A 17010-nucleotide genomic window follows, 5' to 3' on the forward strand; every position below is an offset into this window, starting at 1 on the left:
TCCGCCACCTTTACCGAAGTGTTATTGGGCCTTTCGCACCCCGAGGAACCCCGTCAATGAAGAAGATCAAAGTCGCAAACCCGATCGTCGAGCTGGACGGCGACGAGATGACCCGGATCATCTGGAAGTTCATCAAGGACAAGCTGATCCTGCCCTATCTGGATGTGGATCTGAAATACTACGATCTGGGCATCGAATACCGCGACAAGACCGACGACAAGGTGACGGTCGAGGCCTCGGAGGCCATCAAGAAGTATGGCGTCGGCGTCAAATGCGCCACCATCACCCCCGACGAGGCGCGGGTGAAGGAATTCAACCTCAAGAAGATGTGGAAGTCGCCCAACGGCACCATCCGCAACATTCTTGACGGCACCGTGTTCCGCGAGCCGATCATCTGCAAGAACGTGCCGCGCCTGGTGCCCGGCTGGACCAAGCCCATCGTCATCGGCCGCCACGCCTTCGGCGACCAGTACAAGGCCACCGACTTCACCGTCCCCGGCCCCGGCAAGCTGACCATCAAGTTCGTCGGCACCAATGGCGAGACCATCGAGCACGAAGTCTTCGACTTCCCCGGCGCGGGCGTCGCCATGGGCATGTACAATCTGGACGAGTCCATCTACGGCTTCGCCCGGGCCTGCCTGAATTATGGCCGCCAGAAGAAGTGGCCGGTTTATCTGTCGACCAAGAACACCATTCTCAAGGCCTATGACGGCCGCTTCAAGGACATCTTCCAGGAAGTCTACGAGAAGGAATTCAAGGCCGATTACGACAAGCTGGGCATCACCTACGAGCATCGCCTGATCGACGACATGGTCGCCTCGGCGCTCAAGTGGTCGGGCGAATTCGTCTGGGCTTGCAAGAATTACGACGGCGACGTGCAGTCCGATACCGTGGCCCAGGGCTTCGGCTCTCTCGGCCTGATGACCTCGGTGCTGATGAGCCCCGACGGCAAGGTGGTCGAGGCCGAGGCCGCCCACGGCACGGTGACGCGGCATTACCGCGAACACCAGAAGGGCAAGGAAACCTCCACCAACCCCATCGCGTCCATCTTCGCCTGGACGCGGGGCCTGTTCTACCGCGCCCAGTTCGACAACACCCCCGAAGTGGCCAATTTCGCCCAGGCCCTCGAGGAAGTGTGCGTGGAAACGGTGGAATCCGGCTTCATGACCAAGGACCTGGCCATCCTGATCGGCCCCGGCCAATCCTGGCTGACCACCCAGCAGTTCCTGGACAAGCTGGACGAGAACCTGAAGAAGCGCATGGCCCTGGCCTGATATCGGCCGGGCCGTCCGGTCAAAAAAGAACCCCGCCGAAGCGAATGCTGCGGCGGGGTTTTTTCTTGGGCCGGATCAACGGGCGCAGAAGGAATCGATACGGCGGCGCATCTCTTCCTGCGCACGGCTCAATTCCTGCAAATTATCCTTGATCCGGGCCATCTGCGCGCCGAATCCGGCGCGGAAGTTGTCTATGTCGAATCGCATTCTGGCGCATATCCTTGGGTTGGTTTCATCCCAAACGGCTCTTATGCGCTAAGTATGACAAGGAAAGGTCAACACACTTCGCGCTGGTCGTTAACTGAATTTAAACCAACGCGAAATGTGTCGTCACTTCTCGATTCGGTAGTAGGTTCTTACCCGTAACTCTGCACCAAGGACCCTACGACCAGATACCAGCCATCGACCATAACGAAGAAGATCAGCTTGAACGGCAGCGAGATCATGGCGGGTGGAATCATCATCATGCCCATGCTCATCAGCACCGAGGCGATGACCATGTCGATGATCAGGAAGGGCAGGAAGATCAGAAAGCCGATCTCGAAGGCGCGGCGCAATTCGCTGATCATGAAGGCGGGGATCAGGGCTCTCAAGGGAACGTCCTCGGCCTTCTCCACTTCCTTGGCGCGCGACATGTCCATGAACAGCTTGAGGTCCTGGGCGCGCACATGCTTGCTCATGAAGGCGTGGAAGGGCTTGATGGCGCGCTCGAACCCCTCGATCTCGTCCAGGTGGCCATCCATCACCGGCTGGATGCCGTCGGTCCAGGCCTTCTCGAAGGTGGGCGTCATGACGAAGGCGGTGAGGAACATGGCCAGGCTGACCATCACCGTGTTGGGCGGACTTTGCTGGGTGCCCAGCGCTTGGCGCAAAAAGCCCAGCACCACCACGAAGCGGGTGAACGAGGTGATCATCACCAGGATGCTTGGCGCCACCGACAAAACGGTGGTCAGCGCGATCAGTTGGATGATGCGCGAGGTGGCGCTGGCCTGCGGCCCGCCTAAGTCGATGTTCAGGGACTGAGCCAGGACCGGACCGGCCAGCAGGGCCGTCCCCAGGCCGATGGCTGCGGCCAGGATCATCCGCGGGCGCGACGCAAGACGGCTCATACTCCGGTCTCCGGCTTGGTGTTCCCGGGCCAGGCGACCTCGGGGGCGGACAGGGCGAAGGCGGCGCGGGGGCAATCGGCCTCCACCACCACGGGCTCTGCGCCGCCCAGGACCAGCAGATGTTCGCGGTCGTCGCGGCGCACCAGGACCAAACGATGTTTCACGTCCAAGGTCAAGGATTCCACGATGCCGAGTCGCCGCCCGGGGGCACCGGCCTTTCCCGCCATCATGCCCGGCAGGCGGCGGCGAACCACCCACATCACGCCGAAGATCAGTCCCAGCACTGCCACCAGCGACAGGATGAAGCGCAGATATTGGGCAGAATCCATGCTCAGATGTCCAGGGAGGTCGGTGTATGACGCTGGGTCAGCGCATGGGCCAGCAGATCCAGATCGGCGACCAGGGCTTCGAGACCGGGGCGGAAGGCCTCGCCCTCCTTGCGTTCCAGGCCCAGCACGGCGCCGCAGACATAACGCACGCGGCCTTCCAGGGCCGCCAGGTCTACCTCGGTCCCGGTGGCCAGCAGGCGTCTGGCCGTCCCCACCAGAGTGGCGGCCTTTTCCAGTTCCTGGCGCAGGGCGTCGGATTGATCGCTCATGCGGTGCCTCCCGGCGGTGGGGCCGCGCCCATGGTCGCATTGGCGCGGTAGACATAGGCCAGAATCTCGGCCACGGCGACGAAGGCCTCCACCGGAATGACGGTGTCCACTTCGACGGCGGCCAGAACCTCGGCCAGATCGGGATCGGTGCGGACCTTCACCCCATGGGCGAAGGCCAGTTGCAGAATCTGTTCGGCTACCGCGCCGCGGCCCGAGGCGGTAACGGTGGGCAGGCCGGGATTGTCCGGATCGTCGGCCAGCGCCACGGCCACCTGACGCCGCTTCGGGTGGGCGCTAGCCTTGGCCCGCTCGCTTTCCGCCCCTTCGTCCCAAATGTCGCTGTTGCCCATGACCGGCTTTCACAGGGGTTCACCAGGGCCTAGAATGTCCCTGGCGCGCTTAAAATTCGTTTAAGCCTCCCAAGCCTCCCGCGACGGCCAACCCCGCAGATTGACTCGGCTTTACCGAATCTTAAACGGGTCGGGCGGATAGTGATCGTGGCGGAAGATGTGCGCCCATCCACCCATCCGGGGCGCCCCACCCAAGGCGAAGGTTTCGCGCGAATGTACGACGATCTCGGCATTTTCAAGATGGCCAAGGCCCAAATGGACTGGATCGCCCAGCGCCAGGAAGTGCTGGCTGGCAACATCGCCAATGCCAATACGCCGCGCTACCTGCCCAAGGACCTGAAGGACCTGGACTTCAAGCAGGTTCTGGCTGGAACCACCGAACCCGAAGTGGGCGCCGCCACCACCAATGCCAAGCATATCGTGCCCGAGGTGACGCCCAGCCCCTTCAAGGCGGTCACCCAGCGCCGGACCTACGAATCCACACCCGACGGCAACGCCGTCATTCTGGAAGAGCAGATGGCCAAGCTGGGCGATGCCAATTCCAAGTACAACGCCGCCGCCGCGCTGTTCCAGAAGTACCAGAAGATGATCAAAACCGCCTCGGGCAGCCGGTAAGCGGAAGAGACAGCCATGGACGAACTGAGCAAAAGTACAACCATCGCCATCTCCGGCATGAAGGTGCAGTCCCAGCGTCTGCGCCTGATCTCGGAGAATCTCGCCAATTCCGACTCTTTGGCCCAGACCCCCGAGGGGCTGCCTTATCGCCGCAAGGTGATGACCTTCAAGAACGAACTGGACCGCGCCACCGGCACCAGCCTGGTCAAGGTGGACAAGGTGCGCGCCGATTCGTCTGAGTTCCAGCGCCGCTACGATCCCAAGCATCCCGCCGCCGACCGCGACGGCTATGTCCTGGCCCCAAACGTCAATCCGCTGATCGAGATGATGGACATGCGCGAGGCCCAGCGCAGCTACGAGGCCAATATGAACGTCATCAACGCTTCGCGCTCGCTGTTGTCGCGCACCATCGATATGCTGCGCTAGACTTAGGATTTACCGCCATGACCTCCCGCCTCACCGACGCCATCTCCGCCTACAAGTCCGCCGCCAATCCCTTCGAATCGGTGGGCAAGACCAGTGAGACCGAGGGCAATGGCACCGACTTCGCCAGCGTGCTGAAGGACGCCGCCAAGGTGGCGGTGGGCGATGCCAAATCGGCGGAAAAGGCCTCCATGTCCGCCATCGCCGGCAAGGCCGATATCCGCGAAGTGGTGGCCGCCGTGGCCAATGCGGAAATGACCCTGGAAACCGTGGTCAATGTCCGCGACAAGGTGATCAACGCCTATAACGAAATCCTGCGCATGCCCATCTGAGCGGGGCGGCCCCGGATGACCGAGCCCGAACTCATCGATGTGGCGCGCGAGACCATCATGGTCATGCTGAAGGTGGCGGCGCCCACCCTGCTGACCGGTCTGGTGGTGGGCCTGATCATCTCCATCTTCCAGACCCTGACCCAGATTCAGGAACAGACCCTGACCTTCGTGCCGAAGATGCTCTTGGTCTTCGCCTCCATGATCTTGTTCCTGCCCTTCATGCTGCATTCGCTGACCGAGTTCTGGAGACTGGTCATGGACCGCGTCGTCGCCGGCGGCGGTTGACGTGCTGACCGACCTTCTCCAGCTCGATATCTTCCGCTTCTTTCTGGTGTTCACCCGCATCGGCGCGGCTTTGATGCTGTTTCCCGGCCTGGGCGGATCACTGGTGTCGACCCGCATCCGCCTGCTGCTGGCCCTGGCGGTAGCCTTCGTGATCATGCCGGTGGTGGCCCCGGTCTTCCCGGCCGTGCCCAAGAGCGTGGGCGGCATGCTGCTGTCGGTGTTCGGCGAGGCGGTGGTCGGCGCCTATATCGGCACGGTGGTCATGTTCATCATGTCGACCCTGAACATGGCGGGCTCCATGATCGGCTATCAGACGGGTCTGACCAACGCCTTCTCTTTCGACCCCATCTCCCAGCAGCAGAGCCAGTTGCTGACCGGATTCTTGTCCAATATCGGTCTGGTGGCGGTGTTCGCCACCGATCTGCATCATCTGATGTTCCAGGCGGCCTATGAATCCTATGCCCTGTTCCCTCCGGGCCAGCCCCTGCAATTTGGCGATTACGCCGAGACTCTGGGCCATCTGGCCACCGACACCTTCAAGGTGGGAACCCAGTTCGCCGCGCCGCTGGTGGTGTTCGGTCTGGTGTTCTACACTGGCCTCGGCCTTCTGTCGCGGCTGGTGCCTCAGTTGCAGGTGTTCTTCGTCGCCATGCCGGTGCAGGTGATGGTGGGAATGTGGCTGTTCATGGTGACCATACCCCTGGTGATCTCATTGTTCCTGCGCTTCTTCGAATCAGGCCTGATGCCCTACGTCCAGCCGAGGTGAGAGCATGGCCGAAGACTCAGACGACAAAACAGAAGAACCAACAGACCGAAAACTGAGCCAGGCCCGCGAGCAGGGCAACATTCCCACCTCCCAGGAAGTGAAGATGTGGGCCAGCCTGGTGGGCGCCCTGGTCATCATCACCCTGTTTGCTCCCTATATGGCCCGCGACATGGGCCGCCTGCTGCTCCCCTTCATCGAGCATCCCCACGCCTTCCCCATGGAACAATCGGATGTGGGGAATCTGCTGAGCATGATCACCATGGATATGCTCAAGATTCTGGTCTTGCCCATGATGATGCTGGTGGTTCTGGCCCTGGTCTCGGCCATGGGGCAAAGCGGCCTGATGTTCCTGCCCGACAAGCTGACCATGGATTTTTCCAAGCTGAGCCCCATGAAGGGCATCACGCGTATCTTCTCGGGCCGCAATCTGGTCGAATTCGCCAAGTCGCTGTTCAAGGTCAGCGCCATCGGCTTCGTCATCTTCCTGGTGCTGAAATCGCATATGAGCGAATACGCCGGACTAGCGGCGCTGGACCTGATGGCCGTGCTGGACTATATGCGCCATCAGGTGATCGCCATGATCATGATCGTGGTGCTGATGGTCTTCGTGCTGGCCGCCGCCGACTGGTTCTACCAGCGTTGGGCCTTCAATCAGCAGATGAAGATGACCAAGCAGGAGATCAAGGACGAGCACAAGCAGACCGAAGGCGACCCCATGATCAAGGGCCGCCTGCGCGCATTGCGCATGCAGCGCGCCCGCCAGCGCATGATGGCCGCCGTGCCCAAGGCCAGCGTAGTGGTGACCAACCCGACTCACTACGCGGTGGCGCTGCAATACGACCAGGATTCCATGGGCGCGCCCGTCCTGGTGGCCAAGGGCGTGGATCTGATCGCCAAACGCATCCGCGATCTGGCCACCGAGAATGAAGTGCCCATCGTCGAGAATCCGCCGCTCGCCCGCGCGCTTTACGCCACGGTGGAACTGGACGAGGAAATCCCGCCCGAACACTACAAGACCGTGGCGGAAATCATCGGTTACGTCATGAAGCTGAAGGGTGAACTTGCGCACTGACGCCATTGCCTCTCCGCTGGTTCTCTGCCTGGCCGCCTCGGTGGCCGGAACCGCCGTGCTGGGCGTGGCCGAGGCTGGCTGGCCAGCCATCGCGGCGGCCGCCCTGGTGGCGGCGTTGTCTGGGGGGAAACTGCTGCTCGGCGCGCGCCGCCCGGCCGGAGATGCCGCAATCCTGGCCGGAGCGCTGGATTCGGAAAGCCGCGCGGTTCTGGTGGTCGCCAGCATTGGTGCCGAGCTTTACCGCAATCAGGCGGCGCGCCGCCTGCTGGGACCGGCCTCCGATCCCCTGGCCCCGCTCAAATCCCTGGCCGCCGATGACGACCGCGCCCTGGCCGAGATGGAGCGTCTCGACGCCGCGGCGTCCGTGGGCGCGCCCCGGCGCACCGAGGTCAGTCTGGTCTCGGCGGGGGGCGGACGCGAATGGTTCACCCTGGAGGTCCGCCCGGCGGGCACGCCCCAGGCCGTGGCCTGGATCGCCGAGGATGTCAGCGCCCGCCGCGCCATCGAAGAGACCTTGCGGCGCGAAAACGAGCTTCTGTCCGACTTCGTCGACCTGCTGCCGGTGGGCTGCTACTCGGCCGATGCCGATGGCACGGTGCGTTATGTCAACCAGCGTCTGGCCGAATGGCTGGGCAAGAGCGGCGACGAGATCGTCGGCCACAATCTGGCTGATGTCTTCGGAATCGTCCCCAACCCGGAAGAGGAACGGGCCGAGTTGCGCCTGCGCGGCCGCTCGGGCGAGGTGTTCCAGGCCCTGGTCGCCCATTCGGTCTTCGACGAGGGCGGCGAGATGTTCACCCGCTCCGTCGTCGTGCGCGATCTGGTGCCGGAACAGCAATGGGAAAAGGCGCTGCGCGCCGCCGAGCGCCGCTTCCGCTGGCTGTTCGACGACGCGCCCGTGGGCATCGCCCTGGTGGATCTGGACGGCGGCGTGGGGGCGTGCAATCTGGCGCTTCAGGCCATGCTGGGCATCGACCGCGACGACATGATCGGGCGCCCCGTCATTGACGTGGTGGCCGAGGAGAACCGCGCGGCGGCTTCCGAGCAATTGGGCAAGGTGATCGCGGGCTCTACCCCCGGCACTCATCTGGAAGTGCGCCTGAAAGGGCGGCGCAACCTCATCGCCCAGCTTTTCGTCAGCCCCAGCCACGAAGACGGCGAGATTTCCGGTCTGGTCATCCACTTCATCGACGCCACCGAGCAACGCAACCTGGAAATGCAGTTCGCCCAGAGCCAGAAGATGCAGGCCATGGGGCAGTTGGCCGGCGGCGTGGCCCATGATTTCAATAATCTGCTGACCGCCATGATCGGCTTTTGCGACCTGCTGCTGCAGCGCCACGGCGCGGGCGATCCCAGCTTCGCCGATATCATGCAGGTCAAGCAGAACGCCAACCGCGCCGCCTCCCTGGTGCGCCAATTGCTGGCCTTTTCGCGCCGGCAGGCGCTGCAGCCCCGCCTGCTCAACGTCACCGACGCCCTGGCGGAGCTCTCCAACCTGCTGCGCCGCCTGCTGGGCGAGACCATCGAACTGCGCATGGTCCATGGCCGCGCCCTAGGCCTGGTGCGCGTGGATCCCGGCCAGTTCGATCAGGTCATCATCAACCTCGCCGTCAATGCCAGGGACGCCATGCCGGGCGGCGGCGCGCTGACCATCCGCACCAACACCGTCCATGTGGACCAGCCCGTCCAGCGCGGCCCCGAACTGATGCCCGCCGGAGACTATGTGCAGATCGAGGTGGCCGATACCGGCACCGGCATCGGCAAGGAAAACCTGGCCCGCATCTTCGAGCCCTTCTTCTCCACCAAGGAAGTGGGCGCCGGAACTGGCCTGGGCCTGTCCACCGTCTATGGCATCGTGCGCCAGACCGATGGCTTCATCTTCGTGGAGTCAGAGCCCGGCCAGGGCACCATCTTCTCCATCTATCTGCCCCGCATCGACGCCGACCCGGCCGCCGAGACCAAACGCGCACCGGTGCAATCGGAAGCCGTCGGAACCGACCTTACCGGCTCGGGAACCATTTTACTGGTGGAAGACGAGGACGCCGTCCGCCTGTTCGGTGCCCGCGCCCTCAGGAACAAAGGCTATACCGTCATCGAAGCCCGATCCGGCGAACAGGCCATGGAGGTCCTGAACGGCGGCGAGCCCATCGAAGTCCTCATCTCCGACGTGGTCATGCCCGGCATGGACGGCGTGACGCTGGCCCGCTTTGTCCGTATGGAACGCCCCGCCATCAAGGTGATCCTCATCTCCGGCTATTCCGAAGACGTCGCCCGCGACGGCATCGACCCCGATGCCGGAATCCACTTCCTGCCTAAACCCTTCTCGCTGAAGCAATTGGCGGGGGCGGTGAAACAGGTGATGGACGAGGGGTGACGTCAGGGTGGAACAGCAGAGGCGCCCGCGCACCCCAGCCAGGGGCAAGGGCCCCTGGACCCCGCCCCTCACCCTCTTACCCTCGGGCGACGACGCCAGAACCGAATTAGAACAAACGCGAACAATTCCCCTTGCGTTCTCCTCTCGTTCGTGTACGGTATTCCTCATTGCGGAACCGCCCGGTTCGGGATAGATGAAGGGGAACGGCCATGTCTCAGGCTGCATTGCGTCTCGTGGACAAGGATACCATGGATAGACAGAAGGCTTTGGAAGCTGCCGTCAGCCAGATCGAGCGGGCATTCGGCAAGGGCTCCATCATGAAGCTGGGCGGCAAGGATCAGGTGGTCGAGACCGAAGTGGTCTCCACCGGATCCCTGGGCCTTGATGTGGCGCTCGGCATCGGCGGCGTTCCGCGCGGCCGTATCATCGAGGTCTATGGCCCGGAAAGCTCGGGCAAGACCACCCTGGCGCTGCACATCATCGCCGAGGCGCAGAAGAAGGGCGGCACCTGCGCCTTCGTCGATGCCGAACACGCGCTTGACCCCTCCTATGCCCGTAAGCTGGGCGTCGCCCTGGACGAGCTGCTGATCAGCCAGCCCGACGCTGGCGAGCAGGCCCTGGAAATCGCCGACACCCTGGTACGCTCCGGCGCCGTGGACGTTCTGGTGGTGGATTCGGTGGCCGCATTGGTGCCCCGCGCCGAGCTGGAAGGCGAGATGGGCGACAACCATATGGGCCTGCACGCCCGCCTGATGAGCCAGGCGCTGCGCAAGCTGACCGGTTCGGTATCCAAGTCCAAAACCATCGTCATCTTCATCAACCAGATCCGCATGAAGATCGGCGTGATGTTCGGCAATCCCGAGACCACCACCGGCGGCAACGCGCTCAAGTTCTACGCCTCGGTGCGCATGGAGATCCGCCGGGTCGGCGCCATCAAGGACAGGGACGAGGTCGTGGGCAACCAGACCCGCGTCAAGGTGGTGAAGAACAAGCTGGCTCCGCCGTTCAAGGTGGTGGACTTCGACATCATGTATGGCGAAGGCATCTCCAAGATGGGCGAGCTCATCGATCTGGGCGTCAAGGCCAATGTGGTGGAGAAATCGGGGGCCTGGTTCTCCTACAACTCCACCCGCATCGGCCAGGGCCGCGAGAACGCCAAGCAGTTCCTGCGCGACAATCCGGCCATGGCCGCCGAGATCGAAGGCGCCATCCGCCAGAATGCCGGCCTCATCTCCGAGGCCCTGGCCGCCGGTCCCGGCGACCTGGACGGCACGCCGGTCGAGGAATAACCCTCGCGGGTGCGAAAACCACAGGGCCACCCGCGGCAATGCGGGTGGCCCGAGTGCTGAGAGCACTTTTGTCAGGCAATTAGACCATCGCGCGTCAAACATGACGCACGATGGTCTGTTTGATGTTTGTCCCTCTGCCTTACGCCAAATCTCGATAAGCAGGACTCATCGGGATTTGGATAGGCCCAAGGGGCCGCGCGCCTTATGGCGCGGAAGGTAAAGGCGCGCAGCGCCTGTCCGCCGAATGAGGGCGATCCCGGTGATCGGTTCCGATCACCGGGATTTGATATTAGCCCGGCCTTCCGGCCGCTTGGCCGCCGCCTTCAATGGCGGCTAATCGCGGTGTGCGCCAGATTTGACGTTCATCGCTCTAGATCCGTCGGTCCAGCGCCCAACCTCCTACAACTTTGCGATATGTTCGCCCAACGGGTCCAAACTGGTTGCTGTGGCCAGTTTGCCATGGGCTTCCATGGCTGCGGTACGATAGGCCCGATACGCATTGAGATTATCATCGGTGAAACAAGCCACATATTCGGCAACCTCTTGAGGCACGGTGCCATAGGCAACGGCCATGCCCGAGGGTGTGCGGGTCAGGACCTGGGTGGTCAACCCGCTCGACCTGCGAATATGATTGATGGCATCCACGAGGCCGCAATTAATCACATCGTGGAAAATATAAACGGCATCCTCTGCGGCCACCGTCCTGCACGCGCTAAAATCAACGATTACAGCCTCATTACTGTGGATGGCATCGATAAGGAAAAGATCCACCTTCCCACCCAGATGTCTGACGGCCATGAGTTCAACATCCCCTGGGGAGAATCCTGCTTCAGCTTTGATATTAAGCCCACACGCCCGGGCAATCCGGTTGGTAAGGGCGTTACCGTCCTGATTAGGATCAATGGAGACGATACGCGCGTGCGGAAAAATCATGCCCAAAGCAATCGTGCTCCACCCAAGAGCATTACCAATCACCAGAATATTCTTGGGCGACAACATGGCACCCAAGGGCTCCATGAACATCAGCTCCTGCAAGGCAAGCCCCATAACGCCCACGATCGTCTTGTCAGGATTGATAAAGCAAGTGAAGTGAGCATCCGGAAAACCGCCGAAATGCGCTGGTGAATAACCGGTCAGCGGCATCAGTCCCTGGTCCTTATATGCCTTCATCAACCGGGGCAGAATGGACATATCAACCTCACTCACTCGAACATCGCGAAAGCCAAAAAGGCGGGATCCGTCATGGCCTGTCAATCTGGAAAAGAACCTGGCCCAGAAGACGGTATTCGTCTTTTCTGGCACTGGATCTACGCCAGGCCAAACCCAAGAGACGAGAACCGCCCATGGCCAGGGGGCGGGTCACCAGATCTGTTCCGGCCAGAATCCCGGCCTCGACCGCAAGACGTGGCAACAAGGTGACCCCCATGCCCGAGGCCACCATCTGCACCAGGGTGCCAAGACTGGTACCCATCACGCCCTCTCCCCTCCTGGGGGCAGGCAGGGAACAGGCAGCCAGAGCATGCTCGCGCAAGCAATGCCCCTCTTCCAGCAGCAACAGATCCACCTGGGCCAGATCGGCGCCGCTTACCATCTCACGCTCGGCCAGGGGATGGGTGGGTGGACAGGCCAGAACGAAAGGATCCGTCGCCAGGGCCGCCATCTCCATCTCGGGCGCATCATAGGGAAGCGCCAGAACGGCGGCGTCGAGTTCGCCAGCGACCAGCCGATCCAAGAGCCGCGCGGTAAGATCCTCGCGCAGTTCCAGCCTGAGATCGGGATACTGGGCGCGCAGACCGGACAGGGCGCGGGGCAGCAGGAAGGGAGCGATGGTGGGAATGACCCCCAACCGCAAACGCCCACAGAGTGGTTTGCCATGTGCCCGTGCCAGATCGGCCAAATCCTCTGCACCGCGCAGAAGGTCACGGGCACGGGCCACCACCTCTTCGCCCAAGGGCGTCATCAGCACCTTGCGCTTGGTCCGCTCCACCAAAGTGGCGCCCAACAGGCTTTCCAGTTCCTGCAAACCAGCCGACAAAGTGCTTTGGGTCGCAAAGCAGGCCTCGGCGGCCCGACCGAAATGGCGATGCTCGGCCAGAGCCACCAGATAGCGCAATTGCCGCAAGGTGGGCAGATGGGCCGCCATCAGGAAGGACCTCTTTGATGCAACACGGGCATCAATTCAAAATAGGGACGGATGATGGGCGAGCGTGAGGATTCGAAGGCCTCGAACGGACCATCGAAGGACACGCGGCCCTGATGCAGCATCACCACTCTGGGCCGCAACCGGCAGAGCAGATCCTTGTCATGGGTGACCACGATGGTGGTGCGCGCCCGCCCATCGCGGTCATCCACATGAGTGGATTGCAGCAGGTCCTGAATCTGCGAGGCGGTTACGGGGTCGAGACCGGTGGTCGGCTCGTCGAAGAACAGGCAACGCGGCTCCATGGCCAGGGCGCGGGCGATGGCGATGCGCTTGGCCATGCCACCCGAAAGGGCTTCCACCCGCTCGGCCAGAAAATCCGGCGAGGAGGGCAGGCCCACCGCCGCCAGCACCCGGCCAGCCGTGGCCGCGATCGCGTCTTCGCTTTGATGGCCGATTTCTTCCAGCCACAAGCCGATATTGTCGAGAACCGTGCCGGAGAACAGGGCGTTGCGCTGAAACACCACGCCCCAATGCACATGGATATCGGCCATGCGGTCAGCGTCCAGGGCGGCAAGGTCGAGCAAGGTTCCGTCGCCACGGTCAGGATCGGCGACCAGGACCCGACCGGAATCGGGCTGCATCAGGCCAAGAATATGATTGAGCAACACGCTCTTGCCGCACCCCGATCCCCCCACCACGGCGATGAAAGCCCCGGCGGTGATTTCGAGATCCACGCCACACAGCACCTCGTGCCCGTCGAAGGCCTTGGTCAGGCCCTCGATCCGAATCTCCAGGGGGGATGCGCAGGCGTCACTCATGAAAAACAGGATAGACCGCCGGGCCTGAAACGGCAAACGGCCACCCCTTCGCAGGAGTGGCCGTCGCAAAACCAGGACCTGAAGGGAATTACTTCTTCAGGTAATCGCGGATGAGAACCTCGGCGATCTGCACGGCGTTCAAGGCCGCGCCCTTACGCAGGTTGTCGGCCACGCACCAGAAGTTCAGGCCGTTCTTGACCGTCGGGTCCTTGCGGATGCGGCTGATATAGACCGGGTCTTCGCCGGTGGTGTCGAGCGGCGTGATATAGCCGCCCGGCTCGCGGGTATCCATCACCACCACGCCCTCGGCCTCGCGCAGGGCCTTGGTGGCCTCGGCCACGCTGACGGGGCGCTCGAATTCCACATTGATGGATTCCGAATGGCTGACGAAGACCGGCACGCGCACGCAAGTCGCGGTCACCGAGATATCGGGATCGAGGATCTTGGCGGTCTCCACCACCATCTTCCACTCTTCCTTGGTCGAGCCGTCATCCATGAAGACGTCGATCTGAGGAATCAGGTTGAAGGCGATCTGCTTGGGAAACTTCTGCGGCTTGATGGCGTCATGGACCAGAATGCCCTTTGTCTGGTCGTAAAGTTCGTCCATGCCTTCCTTACCGGCGCCCGACACCGACTGGTAGGTGGAGACGACCACGCGCTTGATCTTGCCCAGCTTGTGCAGCGGCTTCAACGCAACCACCATCTGAATGGTGGAGCAATTGGGATTGGCGATGATGCCGCGCTTCTTGTACTGGGCGATGGCTTCCGGGTTGACCTCGGGCACCACCAGGGGCACGTCGGGCTCCATGCGGAAGTGCGAGGTATTGTCAATCACCACACAGCCAGCGGCGGCGGCGCGCGGGCTGTGCAGGGCGGAGACCTTGGCGCCCGGCGACGACAAGGCGATATCGCAGCCCTTGAAGTCGAACGTGGCCAGATCCTTGCACTTCAGTACCTTGTCCCCGAAGGAGACCTCACGGCCCACCGAGCGCTCGCTGGCCAGGGCGACGACCTCATCGGCAGGGAACTTGCGATCCGCCAGAATTTGCAGCATCGCCCGGCCCACATTGCCCGTAGCGCCGATCACAGCAACCTTGTAACCCATCTTCTCTTCTCCGTGTCTCCAGGAGCCCCTGCAATCCCTGGCGCTTTTTCGCATGCGAAAAGGCCCGCGGGAAACTTGCCGCGGGCCTTTTTCGTACGATCGTGACGAACCGGCCCGCTCAAGCGGTCTTGGTGGTGCCGGTTTTAGTAGTGACGAAGGCCGCCGCCGGGGCGAAACCCCGGGCGTGGGAACCGTTTGCCTTGGACAAGCAGACGAACATCACGTCCTCCATCGGAAGGCGTAGCATTAACGGAAGCCGTTGCGCCGCGCAAGGGGAAAGGGGTGGGGAGCCTCAGCTCCCCTTGATGCCCGAGCATACCCGCGAGATGAAGGCGTCGATATCGTCGTTCATGCTGACCGTACGGCTGGCCAAATCACCGGCAGCGATCAGCACCTGACCGGCGGCGTCGGTGGCGGTGCCCGCCGTCGACGCCACTTCGCCGATAGTGTCGGCCACGGTCTGCACGTCGGCGGCGACGGTGCGGATGGACCGACTCATTTCGGCCACCGCCGCGCTTTGCTGCTCGGTCGTGGCGGCAATGCCGGTGGCGTTGTCGTTGATCTCGCGGATCTTGCCCGCAATATTGCGCACCGCATCCACGGCCTGGCCGGTTGCCTGACGCATGCCGTTGATCTGGCTGGAAATTTCGTCGGTGGCCCGCGCCGTCTGGTTGGCCAGATGCTTGACCTCGTTGGCCACCACGGCGAAGCCCTTGCCCGCCTCGCCCGCCCGAGCCGCCTCGATAGTGGCGTTGAGCGCCAGAAGATTGGTCTGGGCGGCGATCTCGGTGATCAGGCTGACCACTTCGCCGATCTTCTGGGCCGCCACATTGAGACCGTTGATGGCCTCGTCGGTCTCGGTGGCGACGCGCACCGTCTCCTGGGCCATGCGGGCCGATTCCTGGATGCGCGAAGCCACGTCGCGGATACCCGACGACACCTGCTCGGCGGCGGCGGCCACGGATTCCACATGGGAATAGGCGTCCTCGGCCGCACCGGCGACGCGGGTGGATTGTTCGCTGGTCTGGGACGCGATATCGGACATCTGCTGGGCGGTGGCTTCCAGTTCCGTGGCGGTGGAGGCCACGACCTGGGTCACATGCTTGATGGTGTTGCCCACGCCGGTGGCCTCGGCGCTGAAGGCCTGGGCACGCTTTTCCATTTCGCTCAGCGCCTGGTTGATCAGGCGGGCGTGGTCGGCGAATTCGCCCACCAGGCCATCGGTGAGGATGTGGCGGAAATAACGCCCTTCCGAGGTCAGCGTCATGGCAGCGTCAGCCTCCTTGGTGAAGGCCTCGGTCAAATCGAGAAGGCGGTTGACCGCTTTGTCCAGCTGGCCGAGGACACCGCCTTCAGTGATCCCCACCACACGCACGTCCAGACGCCCGGCCCCGGCCTCGGCCAGAATGGTGCAAGCCCGGTGGATGGAGGCCCGCGCGCGGTTGAGATAGAACAGCGCAGCCAGTGCCCCCAAGGCAGCCAGCCCGATGGCCCCGGCATCGAGCAGGGTCCCTCGGCTGAGCGCGATTACCGCGCCGATGCCGCACAGCACCGCCGACAGGACGGCGGCGGCCAAGGCCCTAGAGAGAGAAGACGAATTCATCGTAGGGCACTCCCGCGCCTTGCAGTTTGGCGACAACGGCCTGGAAGGCGGCTTCCATGCCCACCTTGCGGTCGGAATGACCATTTTCGATGGCCAGCAGATCCTTATAGAGAGCCTCGGCCTTCTCCACCGCGTCGCGCCGGGGGACACGGCGGTTGGAATGATAACTGACGATCTTGCCCGACTTGTCGAAGGTGGGCGTCACATGGGCCAGAACCCAATAATGATCGCCGTTCTTGGAACGGTTCTTCACATAGGCGAAGATTTCCTTGCCAGCCTCGATGGTGTCCCACAACAGTTTGAAGACGCAGCGCGGCATATCCGGATGACGGATGATGCTGTGCGGCTGATTAAGGATCTCGGCCTCGGAAAAGCCAGCCATCCGCAGAAAGACCTCATTGGCGTAGATGATCCGCCCTTTGGTATCGGTCTTGCTGACAATGATTTCATCCGCGCCGAACATACGCTCGACCCCGGACAAGTAAACACCAGGACGCGACATGACATTTCCCCACTTCGTCAGAGCGCCGGGCAGCTACCCGCATCATGGACGTCCCGACCCAACACCCCGGAACAATCCTGTACGGATATTACCCCAAATCAGTTTAGATACTATGAATAAGAATGTGTCAAAAGCATGGACAAGAATATGTCGAAATGTAACGCCATGCAGGGTTGCATAGGCAGCGATCCTTACAGATTCTTGACATTGGAAACCGCTCCTTCCCCTTCCATACTCGCCACCCCACCCAAATACCATTGAATGCCAGTGCGGCCTAAACTCTGGAGGGAGCGGGAAATCGCCCACCATCCCCACCCATTCGGGTGTTTTATTTAAAATAATTCAAACTTTA

20 protein-coding genes are annotated in these 17010 nt (G+C 62.4%); 9 read left to right on the forward strand and 11 right to left on the reverse strand.

The annotated features are described in order from the left end of the window. Positions 1-56 precede the first annotated feature (56 nt). Complete coding sequence (locus CCC_RS14040; protein WP_009871035.1) at positions 57-1274, forward strand: NADP-dependent isocitrate dehydrogenase; 1218 nt, start codon at positions 57-59, stop codon at positions 1272-1274. A 75-nt stretch (positions 1275-1349) separates the two neighbouring features. Here the strand turns inward: CCC_RS14040 and CCC_RS22960 are convergent, their stop codons facing one another. The 5 genes from CCC_RS22960 to CCC_RS14060 form a co-directional block, all read right to left on the reverse strand. Next, entirely contained in the window at positions 1350-1481 is a 132-nt protein-coding gene (locus CCC_RS22960; protein ID WP_269078887.1) for a hypothetical protein, read from the reverse strand. A 149-nt stretch (positions 1482-1630) separates the two neighbouring features. Next, complete coding sequence (gene fliP / locus CCC_RS14045; protein ID WP_041041899.1) at positions 1631-2383, reverse strand: flagellar type III secretion system pore protein FliP; 753 nt, start codon at positions 2381-2383, stop codon at positions 1631-1633. Beyond that, the gene (locus CCC_RS14050; RefSeq protein WP_009871033.1) at positions 2380-2712 is read right to left on the reverse strand and encodes a FliO/MopB family protein; all 333 of its coding nucleotides are present in this window, start codon (positions 2710-2712) and stop codon (positions 2380-2382) included. Before CCC_RS14050 ends, fliP begins: the two co-directional genes overlap by 4 nt. 2 nt (positions 2713-2714) lie before the next feature. Then, on the reverse strand, positions 2715-2981 hold the full coding sequence (locus CCC_RS14055) for a hypothetical protein (RefSeq protein WP_009871032.1): 267 nt from the start codon (positions 2979-2981) through the stop codon (positions 2715-2717). Continuing rightward, entirely contained in the window at positions 2978-3331 is a 354-nt protein-coding gene (locus tag CCC_RS14060) for an EscU/YscU/HrcU family type III secretion system export apparatus switch protein (RefSeq protein ID WP_009871031.1), read from the reverse strand. The genes CCC_RS14055 and CCC_RS14060 overlap by 4 nt, the downstream gene beginning before the upstream one ends. 213 nt (positions 3332-3544) lie before the next feature. Between CCC_RS14060 and flgB the strand changes: the two genes are divergently transcribed. The 8 genes from flgB to recA all read left to right on the forward strand — a co-directional run bounded on the left by flgB (position 3545) and on the right by recA (position 10487). Continuing rightward, on the forward strand, positions 3545-3946 hold the full coding sequence (gene flgB / locus CCC_RS14065; protein WP_041041901.1) for a flagellar basal body rod protein FlgB: 402 nt from the start codon (positions 3545-3547) through the stop codon (positions 3944-3946). Between the two features lie 15 nt (positions 3947-3961). Next, positions 3962-4372 carry a flagellar basal body rod protein FlgC gene (gene flgC, locus CCC_RS14070; RefSeq protein ID WP_009871029.1) on the forward strand — a complete coding sequence of 137 codons (411 nt, stop codon included), beginning with the start codon at positions 3962-3964 and terminating at the stop codon, positions 4370-4372. 17 nt (positions 4373-4389) lie between these two features. After that, positions 4390-4701 carry a flagellar hook-basal body complex protein FliE gene (locus CCC_RS14075; protein ID WP_009871028.1) on the forward strand — a complete coding sequence of 104 codons (312 nt, stop codon included), beginning with the start codon at positions 4390-4392 and terminating at the stop codon, positions 4699-4701. Positions 4702-4716: 15 nt separating this feature from the next. Beyond that, complete coding sequence (gene fliQ, locus CCC_RS14080) at positions 4717-4986, forward strand: flagellar biosynthesis protein FliQ (protein WP_009871027.1); 270 nt, start codon at positions 4717-4719, stop codon at positions 4984-4986. Position 4987: 1 nt separating this feature from the next. After that, on the forward strand, positions 4988-5752 hold the full coding sequence (gene fliR, locus CCC_RS14085) for a flagellar biosynthetic protein FliR (RefSeq protein ID WP_009871026.1): 765 nt from the start codon (positions 4988-4990) through the stop codon (positions 5750-5752). Positions 5753-5756: 4 nt separating this feature from the next. Further along, positions 5757-6824 (forward strand): flagellar biosynthesis protein FlhB, encoded by a 1068-nt coding sequence (flhB, locus tag CCC_RS14090; RefSeq protein WP_041041903.1) that lies wholly within the window; start codon positions 5757-5759, stop codon positions 6822-6824. After that, positions 6814-9198, forward strand: a complete 2385-nt coding sequence (locus CCC_RS14095) for a PAS domain-containing protein (RefSeq protein ID WP_009871024.1) — start codon at positions 6814-6816, stop codon at positions 9196-9198. The genes flhB and CCC_RS14095 overlap by 11 nt, the downstream gene beginning before the upstream one ends. Before the next feature lie 209 nt (positions 9199-9407). Then, on the forward strand, positions 9408-10487 hold the full coding sequence (recA, locus tag CCC_RS14100) for a recombinase RecA (protein WP_041041907.1): 1080 nt from the start codon (positions 9408-9410) through the stop codon (positions 10485-10487). Positions 10488-10886: 399 nt separating this feature from the next. On the opposite strand, the gene CCC_RS14105 is transcribed toward recA, so the two are convergent. The 6 genes from CCC_RS14105 to CCC_RS14130 form a co-directional block, all read right to left on the reverse strand. Next, positions 10887-11678, reverse strand: coding sequence for a class I SAM-dependent methyltransferase (locus CCC_RS14105; protein ID WP_041041909.1), 792 nt, complete (start codon positions 11676-11678; stop codon positions 10887-10889). 49 nt (positions 11679-11727) lie between these two features. Next, positions 11728-12630 carry a hydrogen peroxide-inducible genes activator gene (locus CCC_RS14110; protein WP_009871021.1) on the reverse strand — a complete coding sequence of 301 codons (903 nt, stop codon included), beginning with the start codon at positions 12628-12630 and terminating at the stop codon, positions 11728-11730. Then, a complete protein-coding gene (locus CCC_RS14115; protein ID WP_009871020.1) occupies positions 12630-13448 on the reverse strand; it encodes an ABC transporter ATP-binding protein in 819 nt (272 codons plus the stop codon). The genes CCC_RS14110 and CCC_RS14115 overlap by 1 nt, the downstream gene beginning before the upstream one ends. Positions 13449-13536: 88 nt before the next feature. Next, positions 13537-14553, reverse strand: coding sequence for an aspartate-semialdehyde dehydrogenase (locus CCC_RS14120; protein ID WP_009871019.1), 1017 nt, complete (start codon positions 14551-14553; stop codon positions 13537-13539). A gap of 292 nt (positions 14554-14845) precedes the next feature. Then, positions 14846-16156: a methyl-accepting chemotaxis protein gene (locus CCC_RS14125; RefSeq protein WP_041041916.1), complete on the reverse strand. Its 1311-nt coding sequence runs from the start codon at positions 16154-16156 to the stop codon at positions 14846-14848. Further along, complete coding sequence (locus tag CCC_RS14130) at positions 16134-16658, reverse strand: PAS domain-containing protein (protein ID WP_041041918.1); 525 nt, start codon at positions 16656-16658, stop codon at positions 16134-16136. Before CCC_RS14130 ends, CCC_RS14125 begins: the two co-directional genes overlap by 23 nt. Between the last annotated feature and the right edge of the window lie 352 nt (positions 16659-17010).

This window comes from Paramagnetospirillum magnetotacticum MS-1 (genome assembly GCF_000829825.1).
Classification (GTDB): domain Bacteria; phylum Pseudomonadota; class Alphaproteobacteria; order Rhodospirillales; family Magnetospirillaceae; genus Phaeospirillum; species Phaeospirillum magnetotacticum.